Here is a 20,873-nt window from a genome sequence, read left to right on the forward strand (position 1 = left end):
AGATTAATCCAATTTATCTGTCAGTTTTTCAAAGGTCTTTTTAGGATCTTTCCCTTCGTATAAAATTTCGTAAACCGCATTAATTATTGGAAGTTTAGTCTTTCTGTCGTTTTTGTCGTTAAGTAATTGTGCGCTTTTAGTAGCGTAATACCCTTCGGCAACCATACTCATTTCCATCTGTGCAGATTTTACGGTATAGCCCTTTCCAATCATATTTCCGAACATTCTATTTCTAGAAAACGTAGAGTATCCTGTAACCAATAAATCGCCTAAATACGCCGAATTATTTATGTTACGTTTCATTTTGTGCATCTTCTTAATAAAGCGTTTCATCTCTCGAATCGCATTACTCATAAGTACACTTTGGAAGTTGTCTCCGTAGCCTAAACCATGTGCAATTCCTGCTGCGATGGCATAAATATTCTTAAGCATAACGGCATATTCGGTTCCGATAACATCGTCGCTAATTTTAGTTTTTATATAATTACTTGAGAAGTTTTTAGCAATGGCTTTCGCCTTTTTAGAGTCGGCACAAGAAATGGTTAAATACGACAAACGTTCTAGAGCAACCTCCTCGGCATGGCAAGGTCCGGCAATAACAGCAATGTTGTTGTAAGATACGTTATAAACATTATGGAAATGTTCGCCTACCAATAATCCCGATTCTGGAATAATACCTTTAACGGCAGAAACTACAGTTTTGTGAGAGATATCTATCGTTATTTTTTCTAATTCACTCTGCATAAAAGCAGAAGGAATTGCAAAAATTAGAATGTCGGCATAATTTGCAATTTCATTTATATCGTTACTTAAAATAAGTTCGTCTGTTTTAAACTCTACCGAACTTAGATAGTTAGGATTATGCTGTTCCTTTAATAAGTGCTCTTTAGTGTAAGCACTACGCATATACCAACCTACTTCATTAAGGTTTTCACATAGCATTTTCACAATTGCAGTAGCCCAACTACCAGCACCAAATACAGCATATTTTAATTCATTACTCATAAAGGCATTCTCTTTTTTCAATTCAAAAGTACGCAAAAAACTAGATTGTGGTGGTTAATGAAATATTAATAAAGCAGATTAAAAGTTTAAAAAGTTAGAATAGCTTAAGACTTTAGGAGTATTTCGTTCTGGACAACATAAATGGCGGTGTCTTCAAAAAGCACTTTTTCTAATGTAAGGAAGGCATTAATCTTTTCTAAGGAATCTGTGATTTCAATTATTTGAGGGTGATTAATGTGTTGAATATCATTAAGTCCCCAGTTCATATTCTGACTATCAAGGTAGCCTTTAGATACGTTAAAATGTAGTACTTGCTTTAAGTTTGATGCTTTGGCTTTTTTTAATATTTGAGTTGCAAAATCGGATTGATGAAGTGTTTTCCAAAACGGAACATCTTTGCGTTTTTTACCGTATTCAAAATAAATTCTTATAGTCGTTAACGTTTTCATTGGTGATGCCTTTTTTTGTCTATTTCAGATAGCGTGAATCCTTTTTCCTTAATCGTACTATTGTTTTTAGGACTTCCAATAATTTGAGAGGTATAAACTCCGGTGTGTCCAGAAAACAAATAAGAAACGCTACAAGCAATGGCTATAAATACACCAGCTTCAATGCCAAATAACTCAATGCCCATAACCGTACATGCTATTGGTGTATTGGTTGCGCCTGCAAAAACAGCAACAAAACCCATGCCTGCTAATAAGCCCATAGGTAAAGGAATAAACCAAATTAATACATTACCTAAAGTGGCTCCAATATAGAACAGTGGCGTGACTTCTCCACCTTTAAATCCGGCGCCAAGGGTGAAAGATGTAAATAATAGTTTCGCTAAAAAATCGTAAGAATTCATGTGGGAACTAAAGGAGTCTACAATGGTTGGGACACCTAAACCAATGTATTTTGTTGTGCCTATACTATAAATAATTACAGCTAAAATAATACCACCAATGGTAGGACGTAAAGGTGGATATTTAATGAGTTTTTTAAATAAATTAGCCCAAAAGTGCGTCGATTTTGAAAACAGCATAGCCACCAATCCAAAAATAATTCCGGCCAGCATGGCCCAAAGTAAGTTAATAGGATTCATCTCGGCAACCGCGTCTATATGGTAGTGGGTATGGGCAACATTCCAAATCTCACAAAAATAGTTGGCTAACACTGCGGCTAAAAAGCTAGGAACAATAGCGTCTAATCGAATACGGCCTAAAATAAGCACTTCTAAAGCGAAAATTCCACCAGCTAAAGGCGTTCCAAATACCGATGCAAAACCCGCACTTATACCTGCGATTAAAACAATTTTACGATCCCGATCCGAGAGTTTAAATATTTTGGTGAATTGATCTGCTACAGCACCACCAATTTGTACTGCAGTACCTTCACGACCTGCAGAGCCTCCAAATAAATGCGTGACTATGGTTCCAAATAATACTAAAGGAGCCATTTTAAATGGGATTATTTTTTTAGGTGTATGAAATTCTTCTAGCAACAAGTTGTTACCTTTTACTACGCTATTTCCAAAAAGATGATAAGTTAATCCAATTATAAATCCACCAATGGGAAGTAAGGCAATAATCCATAGGTTGGATTCTCTGTAATTTGTTGCCCATTCCAAACTCTTTAAGAAAAAAGCAGAAATACCTCCACTAACAAGACCTATACAGGTGCATATAATTAACCATTTAATTAAATAGTACAGCGTAGGAATTTGTTCGACTGAGGATAATTGCTTTTTAAGATGTTCAAATTTCATAATTACCTAATATAAACAACTCTACTAAAATGAATTTTTTTAATGTAGAAGTTATTAGTTCTGTACGAACGGTTTAAGTAAAACCTCATAGCCGTATCAAACAAAATTAAAATAAATTAAATAAGATTACTCTATTTATGTAGGTATTATGCTCAGTTAAATTTAAGATTTCAAAAAGAGCCTCCTGCGTAATATTAGGGTTCTGAAGTTTATATAGAATCTTAACATGAGATTGTGATTGCTAATACAATTTTGGCATAATTATTAGCGTTGTATATTTGCTAAGATTAAAGTTAATTATCTCTATCAAGTATGTACTAATATTTAAGGTATACTTGATAGAGATTTTTAATAATTTAAGAAGTTTAATTATATTAAAGCACTTCTTTTCTTCTAATATTAATGCGCATAGCATCTTCGATAGGTTCTTTTGAAACTAAAATTAAATAGCCTCCACCACCAGCTCCGGCTAATTTCCATGCCATAGCATGATCTTTATGCTTATCGATTTCTGTGTTAATTCTATCGTTTACCATTGCAGGGAACATTTTTACTTGTGCCTGAAATGAATTTAAAAACCCTTCGGCAAAAGCATCTAAATCTTTAGCTTTAATGGCATCCCAAACCTTTTCAGAAGCTTGAGCGAGTTCTTTTACATTGTCTTCGTTAATATACGTTTCTCCTAAAAGATCTAAACCAGGTTCTCTTGGCCATAACATAACCATGTATATGTGCTCTTCTAGCCAAGTTAGGGTAGATTCATCATCTATAGATTCGAATTTTGTAGGCCAATATGCTTTGTCGTAAAAGTGTCTTGTAAGTCCTGGCATGCAGATACCAATGGCATCTTGTGCACCAGAAATCATTGTTGATCCCGGTGTGTTTTCAAATTTAAAAAGTATTTCGGCTAATTTTTCAGGCTTTTCTAAAGGTAAATAATATGGCCAAATTTGTTTTGCCGCATTTCTAGTAGATGTAGACATACCGCAACGTTCGTTATATTCTATAACAGGTTCTAAAGATAAGGTAATAGCCCATCCTGGATGAAATTTAGAGACATAGGGTTGGTCGACCCAAGTCCCTGCTAAATCGATGCGATACGGTAAGGTGCAATTTCCTGCCGAGCGGATAGCTGTTGTAGAACGTTCAGGAAGTCCTTCGTCTGGAATTCGTTTTAGGTTTTTTAGTTCGATATTTAGTGCATTACATAATTCTTCTTTTTTAGGAGAAAAACCATCTTCATTAACCACAAAGAAATCAGGTTTTAATGCTTCCAAATCTTCTTTAAAATCTAAAATTCCAGAACCTGAATTTACAAATGCCTTTTTTACGTATCTAATGGCATTAATCATATAAAGCCGTTCTTGTTCCGAATTAATGGTTTGTCGCCCTTTCAATTCCGAAATAGTCGCGTCAGAACCTATTCCAACATATAAGTCACCATACATAGAGGCTTCTTTAAAGAATGCAATATGGCCACTATGTAGCATGTCAAAACACCCCGAAACAAATACTTTTTTATTCATCTTATAATTAATTTATTCTAAAATCTTAATTCAATGTGTTTTTTAAACACAATTGTATGCAATATATTTTATTTGCTTAAATCTAGCAACATCTTTTATGTAAAAGCGTATTTATGATTCGATTATAACTGCTTTTGATGTAGTTATTTAAAAATAGTGCAGAAATAGTTAGACGTTGCGCTTGGGTAGATACGAGTGACGTGTTTTTATTTTAATGTAAGAGATTAATTGCTTTTAAGGAAAAAGGGTGACTCTGTTTAGAATCACCCCTTTTTTTATTTGTAAAAATTCATGTCGTCTATATACTTCCAAACGTGCTCTGGAAGTAGTGGTTTGCAACTTTTACCGTCCCGAACAGCTTGCCTAATAAAGGTAGAAGATATCTCCATAATGGGAGCCTTTATCTGGTGAATTTTAGGATGATTTAAAAGTTGAGTTTCGGTCTTACCTTCCGAAATTCTGGGGTAAACGTATATCTCGTGGTGTTCTAGAATGATGTCATTATTTTTCCACTTATGAAATCCTTTCAAATTGTCTTCTCCCATGATAAGAGAAAACTCATGATTTGGATGCTTTTCTAAAAGATAGGTAAGTGTGTTTATTGTGTAGCTAGGCTGAGGTAATTTAAACTCAATATCGCTTGCCTCTAATTTATCATAATCCTTGGTGGCTTCATAAACCATATCGAATCTGTGATGATTATCTAACAACGTATTTTTCTTCTTAAACGGATTATGAGGCGTGACAACCAACCAGATTCGGTCTAAATCGCTATACTCTGCCATATGATTGGCAATGATTAAGTGTCCGACGTGAATAGGGTTAAAGGTGCCAAAATAAAGACCTATCTTCATAAATATTTAATCTTTACGGATAAAATCTGAAACAATTTTTTCTGCTTCAGTAAGCGCATGTTCTAAAGTATCGTTTTCAATTATTACATCAAAAAGAGGAGCTGTTGCTAATTCTGCCGATGCTTTAGCTACTCGCATATTTATTTTGTCTTCGGTTTCTGTCTTGCGCTTTTTTAAACGGATTTTTAACTCGTCTATACTAGGTGGTTTAACAAAAATAGAAAGTGTTTCTTCTGGGAATTTACGTTTTATACGCAAACCACCTGACACATCAATATCGAAAATAACATGTTTACCTTGTGCCCAAATACGTTCTACCTCGCTTTTTAAAGTTCCATAGAAATTATCACGATACACTTCTTCCCATTCTAGGAAATTATCGTTTTTAATATTAGATTTAAAATCTTCTAACGATAAGAAATAATAATCTTTAGCGTGTTCTTCGGTGCCTCGTTTTTCTCGTGATGTTGCAGAAATTGAAAATTCTAAATTCAAATCTTCAAGGCCTAGAAGATGTCTTACAATAGTCGTTTTTCCTGATCCTGAAGGGGCGGAAAAAACAATAAGTTTCCCTTGAGACATGTTATAATACGTTTAAAAGTTGTTCTTTAATTTTTTCTAATTCGTCTTTCATTTGCACCACTAATTTTTGCATAGGTGCATAATTACTTTTAGAACCAATAGTGTTTATCTCACGACCCAATTCTTGGCCAATAAATCCTAATTTTTTTCCGTTAGAATCTTTAGAGCTTAAAGACGATTTAAAGTAATCTAAATGATTTTTTAAACGTACTTTTTCTTCAGTAATATCGTATTTCTCGATGTAATATACCAATTCTTGCTCGAATCTATTTTCGTCTACTTTTTCTTTTAAATCTTCTACTCCTTTGCGTAAACGCTCTCTAACAGCTTCTATACGTTCTGGGTCTATAGCGATTACTTCTTCTAATAATCCTTCAATTGTGGCGATTCTATTTATAAAATCGGCTTCTAATACCTTACCTTCATCTAAACGATATTCGCTAATATGATCTAAAGCAGTATGGATTTCAGTTAAAATGGTTGCCCATTCATTTTCGTCTATATCTTCGCGTTCTGTACTTAATGCGTCTGGAAAACGCACTGCCATTTTTAGTAATTCGGTAGTGTCTCCGTCTACAATTTCTTTTAACTGTCTAAGATATTCTTTTACAACAGGCTTGTTAATTTGAGTCGAGGTCTCTTCTCCAGTAACTTCTACAAAAATTGAAAAATCTATTTTTCCGCGTTCAAGTTTATCGGCAATAAGCTTACGTAAATTCAATTCCTTTTCTCTATAAAAAGACGGCATTCGCGTATTCAAATCTAGGTTTTTACTGTTCAGTGATTTTATTTCTATAGAAATTTTTTTGGTAGGTAGTTGTATTACAGATTTACCGTAACCCGTCATTGAATATATCATAAACTATAATTAAAAGTTGTGCAAAGGTAATTAAACTTAAGCGTTTAGAAAATTCTAAAATTAGTATGTAGGTGGAGTATTCTTTTTTATTTTTATTGCAATGAAAAAATAAAGATATGTATACCAAACAATTTGAAATACGATGGAGTGATATTGATGCTAATCGGCACTTAGCCAACTCGGCTTACACTAATTTTATGAGCCATACCCGAATGGCTTTTTTACTAGAAAGCGGATTCTCTGCAAAAGATATGGCACAGCATAATATTGGTCCGGTTGTGTTTTACGAGCATATGTATTATTTTAAAGAAGCTTTTTTAGGACAGCCAATAACTGTAGGACTCGAAGTTTCAGGTATAAGTGAGGATGGTAAATTCTTTAGATTCGAGCATAATTTTTACAACCAGAAGGGCGAAAATATAGCGCATTGCGAAATGTTAGGTGGTTGGATAGATTTAGAACAACGCAAATTAACAGGTCTTCCAGAACAATTAATGAAACTAGCTGATGCGTTCCCAAAAACAGAAGATTTTAAAGTTCTAACAAAAGCAGATACCCGAGCGTTTAATAAAGTGCCAAAACCTTTAAAAGACAAGCTTACTTAGTAGGTTTTGTAACTAAATAGACGCCAACAAAAATTAAAATGGCCGCTATAATTTTTACGCTATTTATTATGTCGCTTCCAATAATTAAGGCAAAAATTGCCGCAACTATAGGTTGCAGGTAAACAAAAATACTAGCAGTAGATGCTTTTACGTGTTTTAAAGCAATTACATTTAACAAGTAGGTACCAAACGTTGCAAAAACAACAACAAAAAACGCTGAGAATATGTGGTATGCAGAAAACGTGTGCCATTGCACGTCTCGAAATTCTTGAATACCAACAGGTGTGGTCATGATTAAACCTAAAAGGAATAGCCATTTTATAATAGTTAACGGATGGTATTTGGCAGTTAGTTTTTTAGCGATGATAAGGTAAATACTAAAGGCTGTTGCATTAAGAATTATTAACGAATTCCCTAGTAAGATATTATCGCCAGAATGTATGGCTTTTCCATACACACTTAATATAATAGCTCCCGTAAAGCCTAAAATTATACCTAATATTTTAAGGCCAGTAATTTTCTCTTTTAAGAATATTGAAGATAAAACAAGTACGACTATTGGGGTAATTGTAGATATTACAGAGGCATGGATAGGTGTTGTAAATTCTAAGCCTTTAAAAAATGAAAGCATGTTTAGAAACATTCCGAAAAATGCAGCAGCTACAAACGTTAAGTAATCTTTTTTGTCAATTTTTTCCTTAGGAATAAAAAGGCCTATAATCCAGAATAGCGTTGTTGCTCCTAATAGTCGCAGTAAAATAAATCCGGAAGGTTTAATGTAGCCACCATCTATAACATCGTTGGCAAAACCATAATTTAATCCGTAGAAGACCTGAACTAGAAAAAGTAAAATTAAAGCTAGTGTGCGTTTATTCATGTATGGCTTCTTTAGCGGCTGCAACATTCTTTTTACTATTTCCAATAAAAATCTGGTTGTTGTAGACTAATACCGGACGACTTAAAAAGGTGTAATGTTCTAAGATATAATTTTTAAAATCGGCTTCTTCTAACGCTTGGTTTTTTAAATCCATTTCCTTGTATAATTTGGCGCGTTTACTAAAAAGAGCTTCATAACTACCCGATAAATTATGTAATTCTTCAAGTTGCTTAACGGTAATAGGCGTCTCCTTAATATCCTGAAATATCACGTCTTGAGGCAAGTCTAATTCTTTAATAATACGCATACAGGTACTACACGTTTTTAAGTAGTATATTTTGTTCATAATAAAACAATTTTAGTGCAAAATAAAGGCATTTAAATGAGTTTAACTTATATTTCGTCAAAAATAGACAGAATGAATTTTACTTTTGAAGTGTTTGAAAAAACTAGAGGATTTTTTAAAATATTTTTAGACCAATTAAGTCTAGACGAATTAAATAAAATCCCATCGGGTTACAATAACAATATCATTTGGAATATCGCTCATATTATTGCTACCGAACAGGTTTTAATTTATAAGTTATCGGGAGTACCTATGTTAGTGTCAGACGATTTTGTGAATGCTTACAAAAAAGGGTCTAAACCAGAAGCCGATGTCACTCAAGAAGATGTTAATCTAATCAAAGAATTATTAACGGAAACGGCTAAGCAAACAAAAATAAATTACGATAATAATGCCTTTGTAAACTTTCCGGAATATACACCAGAAACTACGGGAACAACAATACACGATATAGATGAGGCCTTAACATTTGTCTTATTTCATGAAGGCCTTCATTTAGGAATTGTCAAGTCGTTATTAAAATCCGTGAAACTTTAAATAAGAATTTGCCTTGTTAAAAGGGATAACAAACTCTGTTATTCCTGCGGTGTATGGGGCAATTTCATAGGTGTTATATAACAAAATTAGTCCGTCTGCACTGTATCCTATGTTTTGAGGTAATACAAATTTTTCGGTATCCAGATACATATCTTTTTTTTCGGAAATAGCTTCATCAAAATAAGGATTTGCTAATTGCATAAAGTGTTCTGTATTGTCGATTAATTCTTCATTCTTAATACGTTCACCTGTTTGTCCATCAAAATTTAAGAAGCTAATAACTAAAGAACCATGAGCGCCTCCTGTATTTGTGTATGATGTTAGTGAAATGCTAATAATCTCAGGAGATTTAAACATGACTTCACCGTCTATTTGAGCTTCCCATTCCTGCGCGCTTTCTGGAAATTGATTTTTAAACCTAGTATATTCACTATTAAAGTTTTGTATACTTGTTTCAATGGTGTTAGGTGTTTCAGTATCTGGATTAAATGCAAGCTCCGAAGCTACATATTGCTTTAATGTTTTATTAATAAGTACGGCAACTTTGGTGTCTCCTTCCGCTTTTGGAATATTAATATCGACAATAGTATTATTTGGGATAGTAACAGATTCTTCTGTAAATGAAATGGCTTGTTTTTCGGTACATGAAGCCAAAATAAAGAGGCTAAAAACAATAAGAAAAGCGTGAGATTTAAGGTGCATATAATTACTTTATAATTCAAAAATAAAGGTACATATTGCAGTTAGATAACTAAAGTAAAAGTTAGGTTTTATCTATTAAAAGTGTGTTAATTAAATTGGATACAGCTAAAGTGTGGGCTTAGTTAATGTAGTATACATAACCTATGTTAATCCAAATTAAGGCGTCGTTATTTTTGTTATAACTTAACTGGTGGTTTAATCCGTCTACCCAGTCACTCGTGTAAAATTGAACTTTGGCTTCTATTAAGAAATCGGAATAATCACTTACCTTATATCGCAATCCAACTCCAGTGTCTATAGATAGCGCGTTAAAAGTTCCTGTGTTTACAGAACCTGGTAACCATTCACTATAAAGATCTCTTGGATTAGTTGTGTTTGCTCCTGGTTGTGCATAAATATATTGAAAACCAAAGATGGCATATGGACTAAAATCCATAAGGTGATAATAAAACTTTTTATTACTTAAGGGGTAATACTCTAGGAAAGCTCCTGTGTTAATGTTTTTTGATTCCCCACGCTGATTTCTTAATTTAACAGTGTTTTCACTATTGCTATCAGAGTCAACATATTGTCCGTAATGTCTTAATTGCGTTTTGTTGTAAGAAACGTCAAAGCGAAGTTTAAAGTGGTCTACGATATAGTTTTCTACAAGTCGTTCTCCGCCTCCCCAGTCCATTGGGTTTATATCGAGCATAAGGCCTACGCCGTATCCTATATTACCTGAATTGGTAGGACCATCTCCTCTTAACCCAAAATCAGAACGTAATTGTACAGGTCCTGCGAGTATGCCCACTTCAAATCCTGTTTGTGAAAACCCAGAGTAGAAAGAGCAAAAATAAATTACGAATAATAAACGTTTTAGGTTTTTTAGCATTTTATTTAAAAATAGATGCTGTTATGTAGGTATTAATAGCAAAGCAAATATATAAAATGATTAGTATTAATCAAATAAAACTATGTATTTCGTTGTTTAGATTTATTTAACATCAAAATTATTGTGAAATCTTAAAATAAGGAAAGTGTTTTTTAGAGATAATGTATATTTGTAGTTCAGAAACTAATGCTTATTGAATAGTATCGTAATTTTTATAAAATGAAAAACCAAATAAATGCTTTTTTAGAGTTCGTTGAACAGACAAATAGCCACGAACCTGAGTTTCTTCAAGCAGTGCACGAAGTTGCAGAAACTGTAATTCCGTTTATTGAAAACAACCCAAGATATAAAGGCAAAAAATTATTGGAGCGTATTGTCGAGCCAGAACGTACTATAATTTTTAGAGTCCCGTGGATTGATGATAAAGGCGAAATTCAGGTAAATAGAGGATTTAGAGTTGAATTTAATTCGGCTATAGGACCTTACAAAGGAGGGTTGCGTTTTCATCCTTCAGTGAATTTAAGTATTTTAAAATTTTTAGGATTCGAACAAACTTTTAAAAATGCTTTGACCACTTTACCAATGGGTGGAGGAAAAGGAGGAAGCGACTTTAATCCTAAAGGTAAAAGTGATAACGAAGTCATGGCTTTTTGCCAGTCTTTCATGTCTGAATTAAGTCGTCATATTGGTCCGAATACAGATATTCCTGCGGGAGATATTGGTGTAGGCGGACGAGAAATTGGATATTTATTTGGTCAGTATAAAAGATTACGAAACGAATTTACTGGAGTTTTAACTGGTAAAGGAATAGAATATGGTGGTTCATTAATTCGTCCAGAAGCGACAGGTTATGGCGCGGTTTATTTTGCGAAAAATATGTTAGATACCCGTAACGAATCGTTTTCAGGTAAAACGGTTGTGATTTCTGGTTCAGGAAACGTGGCTCAGTATGCTTGTCAAAAAGCTACAGAATTTGGAGCTAAAGTAGTGACGCTTTCAGATTCTTCAGGATATATTTATGATGCCGATGGAATAGACGATGAGAAATTGGCGTTTGTTATGGAGCTTAAGAATGTAAAACGTGGACGTATAAACGAATATGTAAACGAATATCCTAATGCGAAATTTATCGCAGGAGAAAGACCTTGGTCTGTAAAATGTGATTTAGCAATGCCTTGTGCAACGCAAAATGAGTTAGATGCTAACGATGCGAAACAATTAATAGCGAATAATGTTATCGCTATCGCCGAAGGTGCTAATATGCCTACAACGCCAGAAGCCATTGAGATTATTCAGGATGCTAAAGTGTTATTCTCTCCAGGGAAAGCTTCTAATGCAGGAGGAGTGGCGACTTCAGGTTTAGAAATGAGTCAGAATTCATTGCGTTTAAACTGGACTCGAGAAAAAGTCGATGAAAAATTACATCAGATTATGAACGATATTCATGCGTCTTGTGTAGAATATGGAACTCGGGAAGATGGTTATATTGATTATGTAAAAGGAGCAAATATTGCCGGTTTTGTTAAGGTTGCAGATGCAATGTTGGCACAAGGAGTCGTGTAATTATATCTTTTAAAATATATTTAAAGAGCCTTCAGATGTTATGTCTTAAGGCTCTTTTTTTTATCCGGTTCTAAAATTTTAAAGTTGTAAACGTATCCAAGACTTTGGAGTGCATTTCACTAGTGTAATCTAAGTGCGTAACTAAGCGTAGTTTTCCTTGTCCCATATCGCTAATTAAAATATTAAGACTCTTTAGTTTAGAGATAAACGCATCACTGTATTTAACGTCGTTCAATTCAAAAATCACAATATTGGTTTCTATAGGCTCAACGTGTTTTACAATGCTTAGCATTTTTAATTGTGCTCCGAGTTCCTTCGCTCTTTTATGGTCTTCAGATAAACGAGATATATTGTGGTCCAGAGCATAAAGTCCTGCGCCAGCTAAAAAACCACCTTGGCGCATACCGCCTCCTAGCATCTTTCGTATGCGAAGCGCATGTTTCATAAATTTCTCGTCCCCTGTTAAAACCGAACCTATGGGGCATCCAAGTCCTTTGCTTAGGCATACAGAAATAGTATCGAATATTTTACCATATTGTTCTGTAGTTTCGTTTTTAGCCACCAACGCATTCCATAATCTAGCGCCATCTAAATGGTAGCCTAAATTATGTGTGTTACAAATCGATTTTATATTCTCTAATTCCTTAAAGTCCCAACACGCACCACCACCTTTATTTGTTGTGTTTTCAACCTCTACTAATTTAGATAGTGGACTGTGGTAAAATTCTGTAGGGTTAATAGCATCAATAACATCTTGGGCATTAAACATACCGCGACTGCCATCTATTAATTTGCAAGACACGCCGCTATTAAAAGATGCGCCTCCACCTTCGTAATTGTATATATGAGAATATTTGTCGCAAATAACCTGATCGCCCGGATTAGTGTGTAATTTAATGGCTGTTTGGTTTGCCATCGTGCCACTAGGAAAGAACATGGCGTGAGGTTTACCAAACATCTTTGCAATGCGTTCTTCTAATAGGTTTATGGTTTCATCTTCTTTATAGACATCGTCTCCAACCTTAGCAACCATCATGGCTTCAAGCATTTCTGGGGAGGGTTTGGTAACAGTATCGCTTCTTAAATCAATACGCATATGAATGTGTTTTTTTATGAATTTTCGGACAGAAAGTTAGTGGATTATAACGAAATAACTTCGCTAATTTTAGAATATATTTAAGTGTTAAGTAATTGTGAATTTAATATTAACGCTGTGTTTTTAGTGCGAATTATGGATAAAAAAATAAAAATTAATATTTTTTTTATACCAAAAACACAGAAAATAATTGTTAATTTAGGAAAAACGTAAATTGCATGGAACCAACCAATTTTAAGCACCTTTTTTCCTCATACGATAGTAATGACAAGTTGTTCGATGAAATTTTTGATGAGAAACAAAATGTTAGAAAAGTTTATCAGAAATTATTCGATTTATATAACGGTTATCCTATCGAAGATTTTATCAATCTAAACAATAAGTCAAAAACCTCTTCCTTTAATCAGGGGATTACTTTTCAGGTCTATAATGACGCGAAACCTCAAGAAAAAATTTTCCCTTTCGATTTATTTCCGCGAATAATAGATGCTAAAGAATGGGAAATTATAGAGCGTGGTGCTTTACAACGTTGCAAAGCTTTAAATGCATTTATTGCCGATGTTTACCACGATCAAAGAATTATAAAGGCGGGTATTGTTCCTATGGAATTAATAAGTTCTTCTGCTAATTATTTAAGACAAATGGGTGGTTTGGATCCAGCAGGAGGTATTTATAATCATATTTCGGGAACCGATCTTATAAAACATTCCGATGGTAAATATTACGTTTTAGAGGATAATATTAGATGTCCTTCCGGAGTAAGTTATGTTATGTATAACCGAAACGCCTTAAAACGTTCTTTATTTGGAGCTTTTAATCATTACGAAATTCAGCCTGTCGCCGACTATTCAGAAAATTTATTAGAAATTATGGAGTCGGTCAAGCCTAAAGGAGTCGATGTTCCTACCTGCGTTATCTTAACGCCAGGTGTATACAATTCTGCATATTACGAGCATTCTTTTTTAGCGAAAACTATTGGAATAGAATTAGTAGAAGGTCGTGATCTAGTTGTAGAAAATGACTTTGTATATATGAAAACCATTTACGGTCTTAAAAAAGTAGATGTTATTTACAGACGTATAGACGACACGTACTTAGATCCGTTAGCGTTTAAAAAGGATTCTGCAATTGGTGTACCGGGATTATTTGCAGCTTATAAAAAAGGTAATGTGAGTTTGGTTAATGCGCCAGGAACGGGCGTTGCAGACGATAAAGCCATTTATACGTATATGCCTCAGATTATTAAATTTTATCTTGGGGAAGAACCGATCTTAAATAATGTGCATACCTACCATTGTAGTAGGCCAAAAGAGTTAAAATATGTTTTAGAAAACATACATAATTTGGTCATAAAACCTGTCGATGAAGCAGGTGGTTATGGAATTTCTATAGGAAACAGATTAACCAAAGCAGAAATAGAAGCGGTTAAAAAAGTGATTCTGGAAAACCCGAGAAAATATATTGCACAACCCATATTGTCACTATCTGTGCATGCCACATATATAGACGACTGTCAGTCTTTCGAACAGCGACATGTAGATTTACGTACGTTTACGTTACTAGGTCAGGATAAAGAGTTTGTTCTAAAAGGCGGATTAACACGTGTGGCGCTTAAAAAAGGAAATTTAATAGTGAATTCATCTCAAGGAGGAGGATCAAAAGATACTTGGGTTTTAAAAAAATAAATAATATATGTTAGCAAGAATAGCCAATAACTTATTTTGGATGGGGCGTTATATGGAGCGTGCAGAACACACGGCACGTTTTACAAATGTGAATTATTTTTCGTCTTTAGATGCGCCTAATAAATTATCTAGAGATCGTCAATTTGTGCTTCGATCCATGTACGAAATGGTTGGAGAAGAAGAGTACGATGATGAAACTTTAAAAGAAGAGGATGTGCTTTTTAATACAGCACTTAATCCAGAAAAACATTATTCTATATTACAATGTATAACTTACGCTAGAGAAAATGCAAACAGTTCCAGAGATTTAATCTCTAGTGACTGTTACGAAGCAATGAATACCTATTACCATTCTGTTGTAGGATATTCTAAAGAGCATTTTGTAACGCGCGGTTTACACGATTTTACTAGCCATATTATGCATCAATCTACCATTATGAAAGGGAAGATGCGTGGTACCATGTTGCATGACGAGGTATATGCTCTTATAAAATTGGGTATGAATATTGAAAGAGCTACGCAAGTCGCCCGCATTTTGCAAATAAAATACGACGATGCGGTAGAAGCTACAATTAAAAATCCGAAACTATTAAAAAAGAGTTTTGAGTGGACTACACTTTTAAAGTGTCTTAATGTATTAGATGTTAATCGTAGGGTCTATAAAAAAGCGCCTACACAAAATTCTGCCTTAGAGTTTTTAATATTAAATCCGAGCTCTCCAAGAACAATATTAAGTTGTTTAGACGAAATACAGACCTACATAACCATGTTAGACCCATTAAAAGCACGAGAAAAAAATACGGCGACGTTTTTAATAGGAAAAATGAGGTGTGAATATAAGTATAAAACGGTCGAAGAAATACCGGAAGATGTCAAAGGTTTTCTTGCAGATACCTTCGGGAATCTAATTAAAATAAGTGAGAAAATAGAAGAAGAGTATTTTTATCAAGAAAAGGTATAATTATATTTATAAATAGTTTTAATTTGAACGCTTGCAAATTTTAAGAAGATGTTCAATTATACAATAAAATATACTGCCGAAAATATTTATGAAAACCCAGTTTTCGAAGCTTTTTGGCAGTTCTTAATTATCCCCCAAAATAATGAAACCCAAGATTTGGTTTCTAGTAAATTTAGTGCTTCGTTAGACTGTCCGATAGAAAAATCTATAAACGGATATGATTTTGAAACTGTAAAGATTCATTATAAAAAGCCTTTCGAAACCATGCGTTTTGAAGCTGTTTTTAAAATGAAAAAAGCTAAAGTTAAAGCGGTTAAAGTCGATCCATCTTCTAAGGTCGAAGACGATTATAAAACAATAAGTACATTAGGTTTTAAAGTAGATTTTGAAGCTTCTTTAATTAATACAACGCTTACACGTTTACCAAAAGAACATTTAAATATTTTTGAGTTTGACACTTCTAAACACATTTTGGATAATGTGATACAATTAAATTCTTGGATATATAACCATCTAATTTTTAATAAAGAAATCGCAGAACGAGACATAAATTTAAAAGATGTTCTTGATAAGAAGCAGGCGGGTAGTCAAGATTTTGTGCACTTGTTTTTAGCTATTATCAGACAAAATAATGTGCCTGCACGTTATGTTTCGGGGTATCTCCGTCAAGACAACGATTTTTTTAACGATTCTCAAATTCATGCATGGGCAGAAGTCTATGTTCCAAAATTAGGTTGGGTAGGTTTCGATCCTATAAATAATGTATTGGTAAATCATAATCATGTAAAAATTGCACACGGACAAGATTATAATGATTGCGAACCTTCTAAACAATTTTTGTTTTCCCTTGGAGGTAAAAAAATTAAACATACCGTAGAGGTTACCTATGAACAATAATCTACCTTAAGATTTATTTTTTGAAAAAAAGTGTAGTACTTTTGAGTAAAATAAAAAGAATATGATAACCTTAGATCAAATAAAAGATCTGTCACACCGCCTTACCTCGTTAAGGCAATATCTTTGACATAGATGTCAAACTCATAGAGATACAAAACGAAGAAGAGCAAACCTTCGATCCTAATTTTTGGAACGATTCTAAAGCCGCAGAAGTGATTATGAAATCGCTTCGTGTTAAAAAGAAATGGGTAGAAGATTTTAATACTGCCACGGCCTTAGTTGGCGATTTGGAAGTTATGTACGAATTCTACAAAGAAGGAGATACAAGTCTAGAAGAGGTTACAGCTCATTACAATAAGGCTCAAACACTTTTGGAAGATATCGAGTTTAAAAACATGTTGTCTGAAGAAGGCGATAGCTTAAGTGCGGTGCTTCAAATTACAGCAGGAGCAGGAGGTACAGAGAGTTGCGATTGGGCAAATATGCTTATGCGCATGTATTTAATGTATGCGGAAAAAAGCGGATTTAAAGTCAAAGAGTTAAACTATCAAGCTGGCGACGTGGCCGGAATAAAAACGGTGACCTTAGAGCTTGAAGGCGATTTTGCTTTCGGTTGGTTAAAAGGCGAAAATGGCGTGCATCGTTTGGTGCGTATTTCTCCATTCGATAGTAATGCCAAGCGTCATACTAGTTTTGCTTCGGTTTATGTGTATCCGTTAGTAGATGATACCATTGAAATTGATATTAATCCAGCAGATATTGAAATTACCACGGCCCGTTCTAGTGGAGCAGGAGGTCAAAATGTGAATAAAGTTGAAACTAAAGTGCAACTTTTACATAAGCCCACAGGTATTCAAATACAATGTTCAGAAACGCGTTCACAACACGATAACCGCTCTAGAGCAATGCAAATGTTGAAATCTCAGTTGTACGAAATCGAATTGCAAAAACAATTGGCGCAACGAGAAGATATTGAGGCTGGGAAGATGAAAATAGAGTGGGGAAGTCAAATTCGAAACTATGTTATGCATCCTTACAAATTGGTTAAAGATGTTAGAACAGCTCACGAAACCGGTAATGTAGATGCAGTAATGGACGGAAATATAGATGCCTTTTTAAAAGCCTATTTAATGATGATGGGACAAAAAACAGAAGATACTAATAACTTATAATCACAATTAATTATGATTACAATTTATCACAATAACAGATGCAGTAAATCTCGCGAGGCTCTAGATATTTTGGAAGCTTCAGGAAAACCTTTTACAATTGTAAAATATTTGGAAGATGTTCCTACTAAAGCCGAACTTACACATATAATCGATTTATTAGACATTATGCCAATCGATTTGGTTCGTAAAAATGAAGCGATTTGGAAAGAGAATTTTAGAGACGAAAACCTTACAGACGAGGCAATTGTCGAAGTCATGATAAAGCATCCTAAACTTATAGAACGCCCAATAGTTGTAAATGGGGACCAAGCCGTAATTGGTAGGCCTCCTCAAGACATTACTAAAATTTTATAAATTTAAAAGCCTATAATTAACTCTTCAATTATAGGCTTTTTTTGTTTTAACAACCTTTTAACTAAAATTGACTAAACCAAATTCGTTCTTTGTGGTCTTACTTAATTAAAAGATAAATTTATGAATTTGATAAAACAAGTAGTTTTCAGTCTACTTATTTTGGTAATTTGCTTTAATACTCAAGCACAATCAGGCAAAGACGTTAAAATAACGGGTGTTGTTATTGATCAAGAAACTAAGCAACCTTTAGAATATGCAACAGTTGCCTTTAGAAATAGTAAAGACAATAGCGTAGTAACAGGAGGGATTACAGATATGAATGGAAAATTTAGTATTCCTGTTCCGATGGGTGTTTATAATGTATCTTTCGAATATATTTCATTCAAAAAGCAAACCATTCAAAATAAAAATTTATCACAAAACACCGATTTAGGAACTATAGTTTTGGCTTTAGATACGGAGTCTTTAGCTGAGGTTGAAATTATTGCCGAAAAAACGACAGTAGATATCCGTTTGGATAAAAAGATTTATAACGTAGGCCAAGATTTAACGGTTAGTGGTGGTACAGTAAGCGATGTTTTAGATAATGTGCCTTCAGTTTCTGTAGATGTTGAAGGAAATGTTGCATTAAGAGGGAACGATAACGTTACAATTCTTATTAATGGAAAACCATCAGGTTTAGTTGGTTTAAATTCTACAGACGCGCTAAACCAATTGCCTTCAGATGCGATAGAACGTGTTGAGGTAATTACGTCTCCATCTGCTAGATATGATGCAGAAGGAACAGGTGGTATTTTAAATATCATTCTAAAACGAAGTAAACTACAAGGATTTAACGGTTCTATTACAGCGAATGCTGGATATCCAGATATGGCGGGGATTTCTGGAAATGTAAATTACAGAACAGGCGATTTTAACTTCTTTAATACTACAGGATATTCGTATAGAGAATCTCCTGGAAATTCTTCTACCGAAACAGACTATTTTAATTATGAATTTGATGATGAAGGTAATATTATAAATGACCTTCCAGATACTTATTTAAATGAATACAGAGATTTCGACAGAGTTACAAAAGGAATAAATACTAACCTGGGAGTAGAATGGTACATCACCGATAATACGTCTTTAACAGGTTCTGTATTTTATAAAAATAATGACAACAATTCGAATACGACAAATAATATTTTCGAAGTAGATAATTTAGGAAATACAATAAATGAAACTTTGCGTTTCGATCCAGAGAGTGAAGATGATAAAACGATCCAGTATTCATTGAATTTTGATAAGCAGTTTGATGCTCCAGGACATAAATTAACATTCGATTTCCAGTATGAAGATACTACAGAAGACGAAAATTCTCTTATTACTGAAAATGGATTTGATACAGAAAAAGTAAGAACTTTAGAAAATCAAGAAGAGGTTTTGTTACAAGCAGATTATGTATTGCCTATTGGAGAAGATGGTCAGTTTGAGTTCGGATACCGTGGGAATTTCAATACTTTAGATACAGATTATACGTTAGCTTTTAATGATGGTTCGGACTTTGTAGTCGATACAGACGTGAGCAATAATTTAATTTACAAAGAGCGTATTAATGCGGTATATAGCCAATATGGTAATAAAATAAAAGATAAATTTTCTTACTTATTAGGGCTACGTATGGAATCTACAGGAATTACTATAGATCAAGTTACTAGTAATGATTACGAAAAGAAAGATTATTTAGGCTTGTTTCCAACAGTAAATTTAGGTTACGAGATTTCTGAAGACCAGAGCATCATGTTTGGTTACAATAGAAGGATTAGAAGACCAAGATCAAGATATATAAATCCATTCCCGTCTAGAAGTAGTGCTACAAATTTATTTCAAGGTAACCCGGATTTAGATCCAAGTTATTCTTCTTCTGTAGATTTAGGATATTTAAATCAATTAGGGAAACTGACTTTAAATAGTTCTGTGTACTTCCAACATTCAACAGATGTATTTACATTTATATCTGAAGCCACTGGGGAAACAGTACTTGTAGGAGGAACAGAAATACCTGTAATTAAGCGTTCGCCAATTAACTTAGCAACAAACGATCGCTATGGTTTCGAGTTTACAACTACGTATAGAGCGAGTAAGAAATGGAACATGAATGCGAATTTTAATTTCTTTAACTCTATAACTCGAGGCGATTATAACGGAATTAATTTTGATGCAGATAACCTAAGTTGGTTTGTTAGGTTGAATAACAAAGTTACCTTGCCAGCCGATATAGAATGGCAAACGCGACTTATGTATAGAGGTCCAAGTGAAGATGCTCAGAATGAAACAGACGGCATGTTTTATTGTGGTTTAGCATTTAGTAAAGAGGTGTTTAACAAAAATGCATCTATAACATTAAATGTTAACGATGTGTTTAATTCTATGAAAAGAAGTACACTTTCTACAACAGAAACATACATTAGCGATAGCGAATATCAACGAAGAGAACGCTCGTTTAATGTAGCATTTACATACCGTTTCAATCAGCAAAAGAGTCGTCAGGAACGCGGAGAGCGAGAAGGAGATGGAGACGATATGGATTTTGAAGGTTAAAAATTTTTAAAGCTTCCCCTAACGGGAAGCTTTTTTTCTTTAATA

The 20,873-nt window shown here is 33.9% G+C and carries 21 protein-coding genes and 1 riboswitch; of the genes, 9 read left to right on the forward strand and 12 right to left on the reverse strand.

Annotation, left to right across the window (positions count from 1 at the left end; translation table 11 throughout):
* Positions 1-3: 3 nt before the first annotated feature.
* The 7 genes from ACKC83_RS05740 to ACKC83_RS05770 all read right to left on the reverse strand — a co-directional run bounded on the left by ACKC83_RS05740 (position 4) and on the right by ACKC83_RS05770 (position 6,576).
* A complete protein-coding gene (locus ACKC83_RS05740; RefSeq protein WP_414035731.1) occupies positions 4-1,005 on the reverse strand; it encodes an NAD(P)H-dependent glycerol-3-phosphate dehydrogenase in 1,002 nt (333 codons plus the stop codon).
* A gap of 104 nt (positions 1,006-1,109) precedes the next feature.
* Entirely contained in the window at positions 1,110-1,454 is a 345-nt protein-coding gene (locus ACKC83_RS05745) for a DUF190 domain-containing protein (RefSeq protein ID WP_434037339.1), read from the reverse strand.
* Positions 1,451-2,755 (reverse strand): voltage-gated chloride channel family protein, encoded by a 1,305-nt coding sequence (locus tag ACKC83_RS05750; RefSeq protein WP_434037340.1) that lies wholly within the window; start codon positions 2,753-2,755, stop codon positions 1,451-1,453. The genes ACKC83_RS05745 and ACKC83_RS05750 overlap by 4 nt, the downstream gene beginning before the upstream one ends.
* A gap of 38 nt (positions 2,756-2,793) precedes the next feature.
* Positions 2,794-2,857: riboswitch (Fluoride riboswitch) on the reverse strand.
* A gap of 272 nt (positions 2,858-3,129) precedes the next feature.
* The gene (locus ACKC83_RS05755) at positions 3,130-4,281 is read right to left on the reverse strand and encodes an adenylyltransferase/cytidyltransferase family protein (RefSeq protein WP_414035728.1); all 1,152 of its coding nucleotides are present in this window, start codon (positions 4,279-4,281) and stop codon (positions 3,130-3,132) included.
* Positions 4,282-4,556: 275 nt separating this feature from the next.
* A complete protein-coding gene (gene nadD / locus ACKC83_RS05760; protein WP_434037341.1) occupies positions 4,557-5,135 on the reverse strand; it encodes a nicotinate (nicotinamide) nucleotide adenylyltransferase in 579 nt (192 codons plus the stop codon).
* Positions 5,136-5,141: 6 nt separating this feature from the next.
* Positions 5,142-5,717, reverse strand: a complete 576-nt coding sequence (gene gmk / locus ACKC83_RS05765) for a guanylate kinase (protein ID WP_434037342.1) — start codon at positions 5,715-5,717, stop codon at positions 5,142-5,144.
* A gap of 1 nt (position 5,718) precedes the next feature.
* Positions 5,719-6,576, reverse strand: a complete 858-nt coding sequence (locus ACKC83_RS05770; RefSeq protein ID WP_434037343.1) for a YicC/YloC family endoribonuclease — start codon at positions 6,574-6,576, stop codon at positions 5,719-5,721.
* 116 nt (positions 6,577-6,692) lie between these two features.
* Between ACKC83_RS05770 and ACKC83_RS05775 the strand changes: the two genes are divergently transcribed.
* Positions 6,693-7,181, forward strand: a complete 489-nt coding sequence (locus ACKC83_RS05775) for an acyl-CoA thioesterase (protein WP_434037344.1) — start codon at positions 6,693-6,695, stop codon at positions 7,179-7,181.
* Here the strand turns inward: ACKC83_RS05775 and ACKC83_RS05780 are convergent.
* A complete protein-coding gene (locus ACKC83_RS05780; protein ID WP_434037345.1) occupies positions 7,174-8,058 on the reverse strand; it encodes a DMT family transporter in 885 nt (294 codons plus the stop codon). The two genes, ACKC83_RS05775 and ACKC83_RS05780, sit on opposite strands and share 8 nt — an antisense overlap.
* On the reverse strand, positions 8,051-8,404 hold the full coding sequence (locus ACKC83_RS05785) for an arsenate reductase family protein (RefSeq protein WP_434037346.1): 354 nt from the start codon (positions 8,402-8,404) through the stop codon (positions 8,051-8,053). Before ACKC83_RS05785 ends, ACKC83_RS05780 begins: the two co-directional genes overlap by 8 nt.
* A 72-nt stretch (positions 8,405-8,476) precedes the next feature.
* Here ACKC83_RS05785 and ACKC83_RS05790 point away from each other — a divergent pair, with 72 nt between their 5' ends.
* Positions 8,477-8,941 (forward strand): DinB family protein, encoded by a 465-nt coding sequence (locus ACKC83_RS05790; RefSeq protein ID WP_414035721.1) that lies wholly within the window; start codon positions 8,477-8,479, stop codon positions 8,939-8,941.
* Here the strand turns inward: ACKC83_RS05790 and ACKC83_RS05795 are convergent.
* Both ACKC83_RS05795 and ACKC83_RS05800 read right to left on the reverse strand, forming a co-directional pair.
* Complete coding sequence (locus ACKC83_RS05795) at positions 8,921-9,643, reverse strand: DUF3298 and DUF4163 domain-containing protein (RefSeq protein ID WP_434037347.1); 723 nt, start codon at positions 9,641-9,643, stop codon at positions 8,921-8,923. The two genes, ACKC83_RS05790 and ACKC83_RS05795, sit on opposite strands and share 21 nt — an antisense overlap.
* Before the next feature lie 118 nt (positions 9,644-9,761).
* Positions 9,762-10,517, reverse strand: a complete 756-nt coding sequence (locus ACKC83_RS05800; protein ID WP_434037348.1) for a THC0290_0291 family protein — start codon at positions 10,515-10,517, stop codon at positions 9,762-9,764.
* Positions 10,518-10,736: 219 nt separating this feature from the next.
* Here ACKC83_RS05800 and gdhA point away from each other — a divergent pair, with 219 nt between their 5' ends.
* Positions 10,737-12,080, forward strand: a complete 1,344-nt coding sequence (gdhA, locus tag ACKC83_RS05805; protein WP_434037349.1) for an NADP-specific glutamate dehydrogenase — start codon at positions 10,737-10,739, stop codon at positions 12,078-12,080.
* 70 nt (positions 12,081-12,150) lie between these two features.
* On the opposite strand, the gene ACKC83_RS05810 is transcribed toward gdhA, so the two are convergent.
* Positions 12,151-13,176: a threonine aldolase family protein gene (locus ACKC83_RS05810; RefSeq protein ID WP_434037350.1), complete on the reverse strand. Its 1,026-nt coding sequence runs from the start codon at positions 13,174-13,176 to the stop codon at positions 12,151-12,153.
* A gap of 218 nt (positions 13,177-13,394) precedes the next feature.
* Here ACKC83_RS05810 and ACKC83_RS05815 point away from each other — a divergent pair, with 218 nt between their 5' ends.
* The 6 genes from ACKC83_RS05815 to ACKC83_RS05840 all read left to right on the forward strand — a co-directional run bounded on the left by ACKC83_RS05815 (position 13,395) and on the right by ACKC83_RS05840 (position 20,828).
* A complete protein-coding gene (locus ACKC83_RS05815; RefSeq protein ID WP_414035716.1) occupies positions 13,395-14,861 on the forward strand; it encodes a circularly permuted type 2 ATP-grasp protein in 1,467 nt (488 codons plus the stop codon).
* A gap of 7 nt (positions 14,862-14,868) precedes the next feature.
* Positions 14,869-15,822 (forward strand): alpha-E domain-containing protein, encoded by a 954-nt coding sequence (locus ACKC83_RS05820; protein WP_414035715.1) that lies wholly within the window; start codon positions 14,869-14,871, stop codon positions 15,820-15,822.
* 48 nt (positions 15,823-15,870) lie between these two features.
* Positions 15,871-16,719 carry a transglutaminase-like domain-containing protein gene (locus ACKC83_RS05825; protein WP_434037351.1) on the forward strand — a complete coding sequence of 283 codons (849 nt, stop codon included), beginning with the start codon at positions 15,871-15,873 and terminating at the stop codon, positions 16,717-16,719.
* Between the two features lie 61 nt (positions 16,720-16,780).
* Positions 16,781-17,891, forward strand: a protein-coding gene (prfB, locus tag ACKC83_RS05830; RefSeq protein WP_434037352.1) for a peptide chain release factor 2 whose coding sequence is annotated in 2 segments (ribosomal slippage) — positions 16,781-16,843 and positions 16,845-17,891 — 1,110 coding nt in all. Because the reading frame shifts where the segments join, the coding sequence is not laid out codon by codon here.
* A 12-nt stretch (positions 17,892-17,903) separates the two neighbouring features.
* Positions 17,904-18,245 carry an arsenate reductase (glutaredoxin) gene (gene arsC, locus ACKC83_RS05835; RefSeq protein WP_434037353.1) on the forward strand — a complete coding sequence of 114 codons (342 nt, stop codon included), beginning with the start codon at positions 17,904-17,906 and terminating at the stop codon, positions 18,243-18,245.
* 120 nt (positions 18,246-18,365) lie between these two features.
* Positions 18,366-20,828 (forward strand): TonB-dependent receptor domain-containing protein, encoded by a 2,463-nt coding sequence (locus tag ACKC83_RS05840; RefSeq protein ID WP_434037354.1) that lies wholly within the window; start codon positions 18,366-18,368, stop codon positions 20,826-20,828.
* Positions 20,829-20,873 lie beyond the last annotated feature (45 nt).

This window comes from Formosa bonchosmolovskayae (assembly GCF_051016085.1).
Lineage (GTDB): Bacteria > Bacteroidota > Bacteroidia > Flavobacteriales > Flavobacteriaceae > Formosa.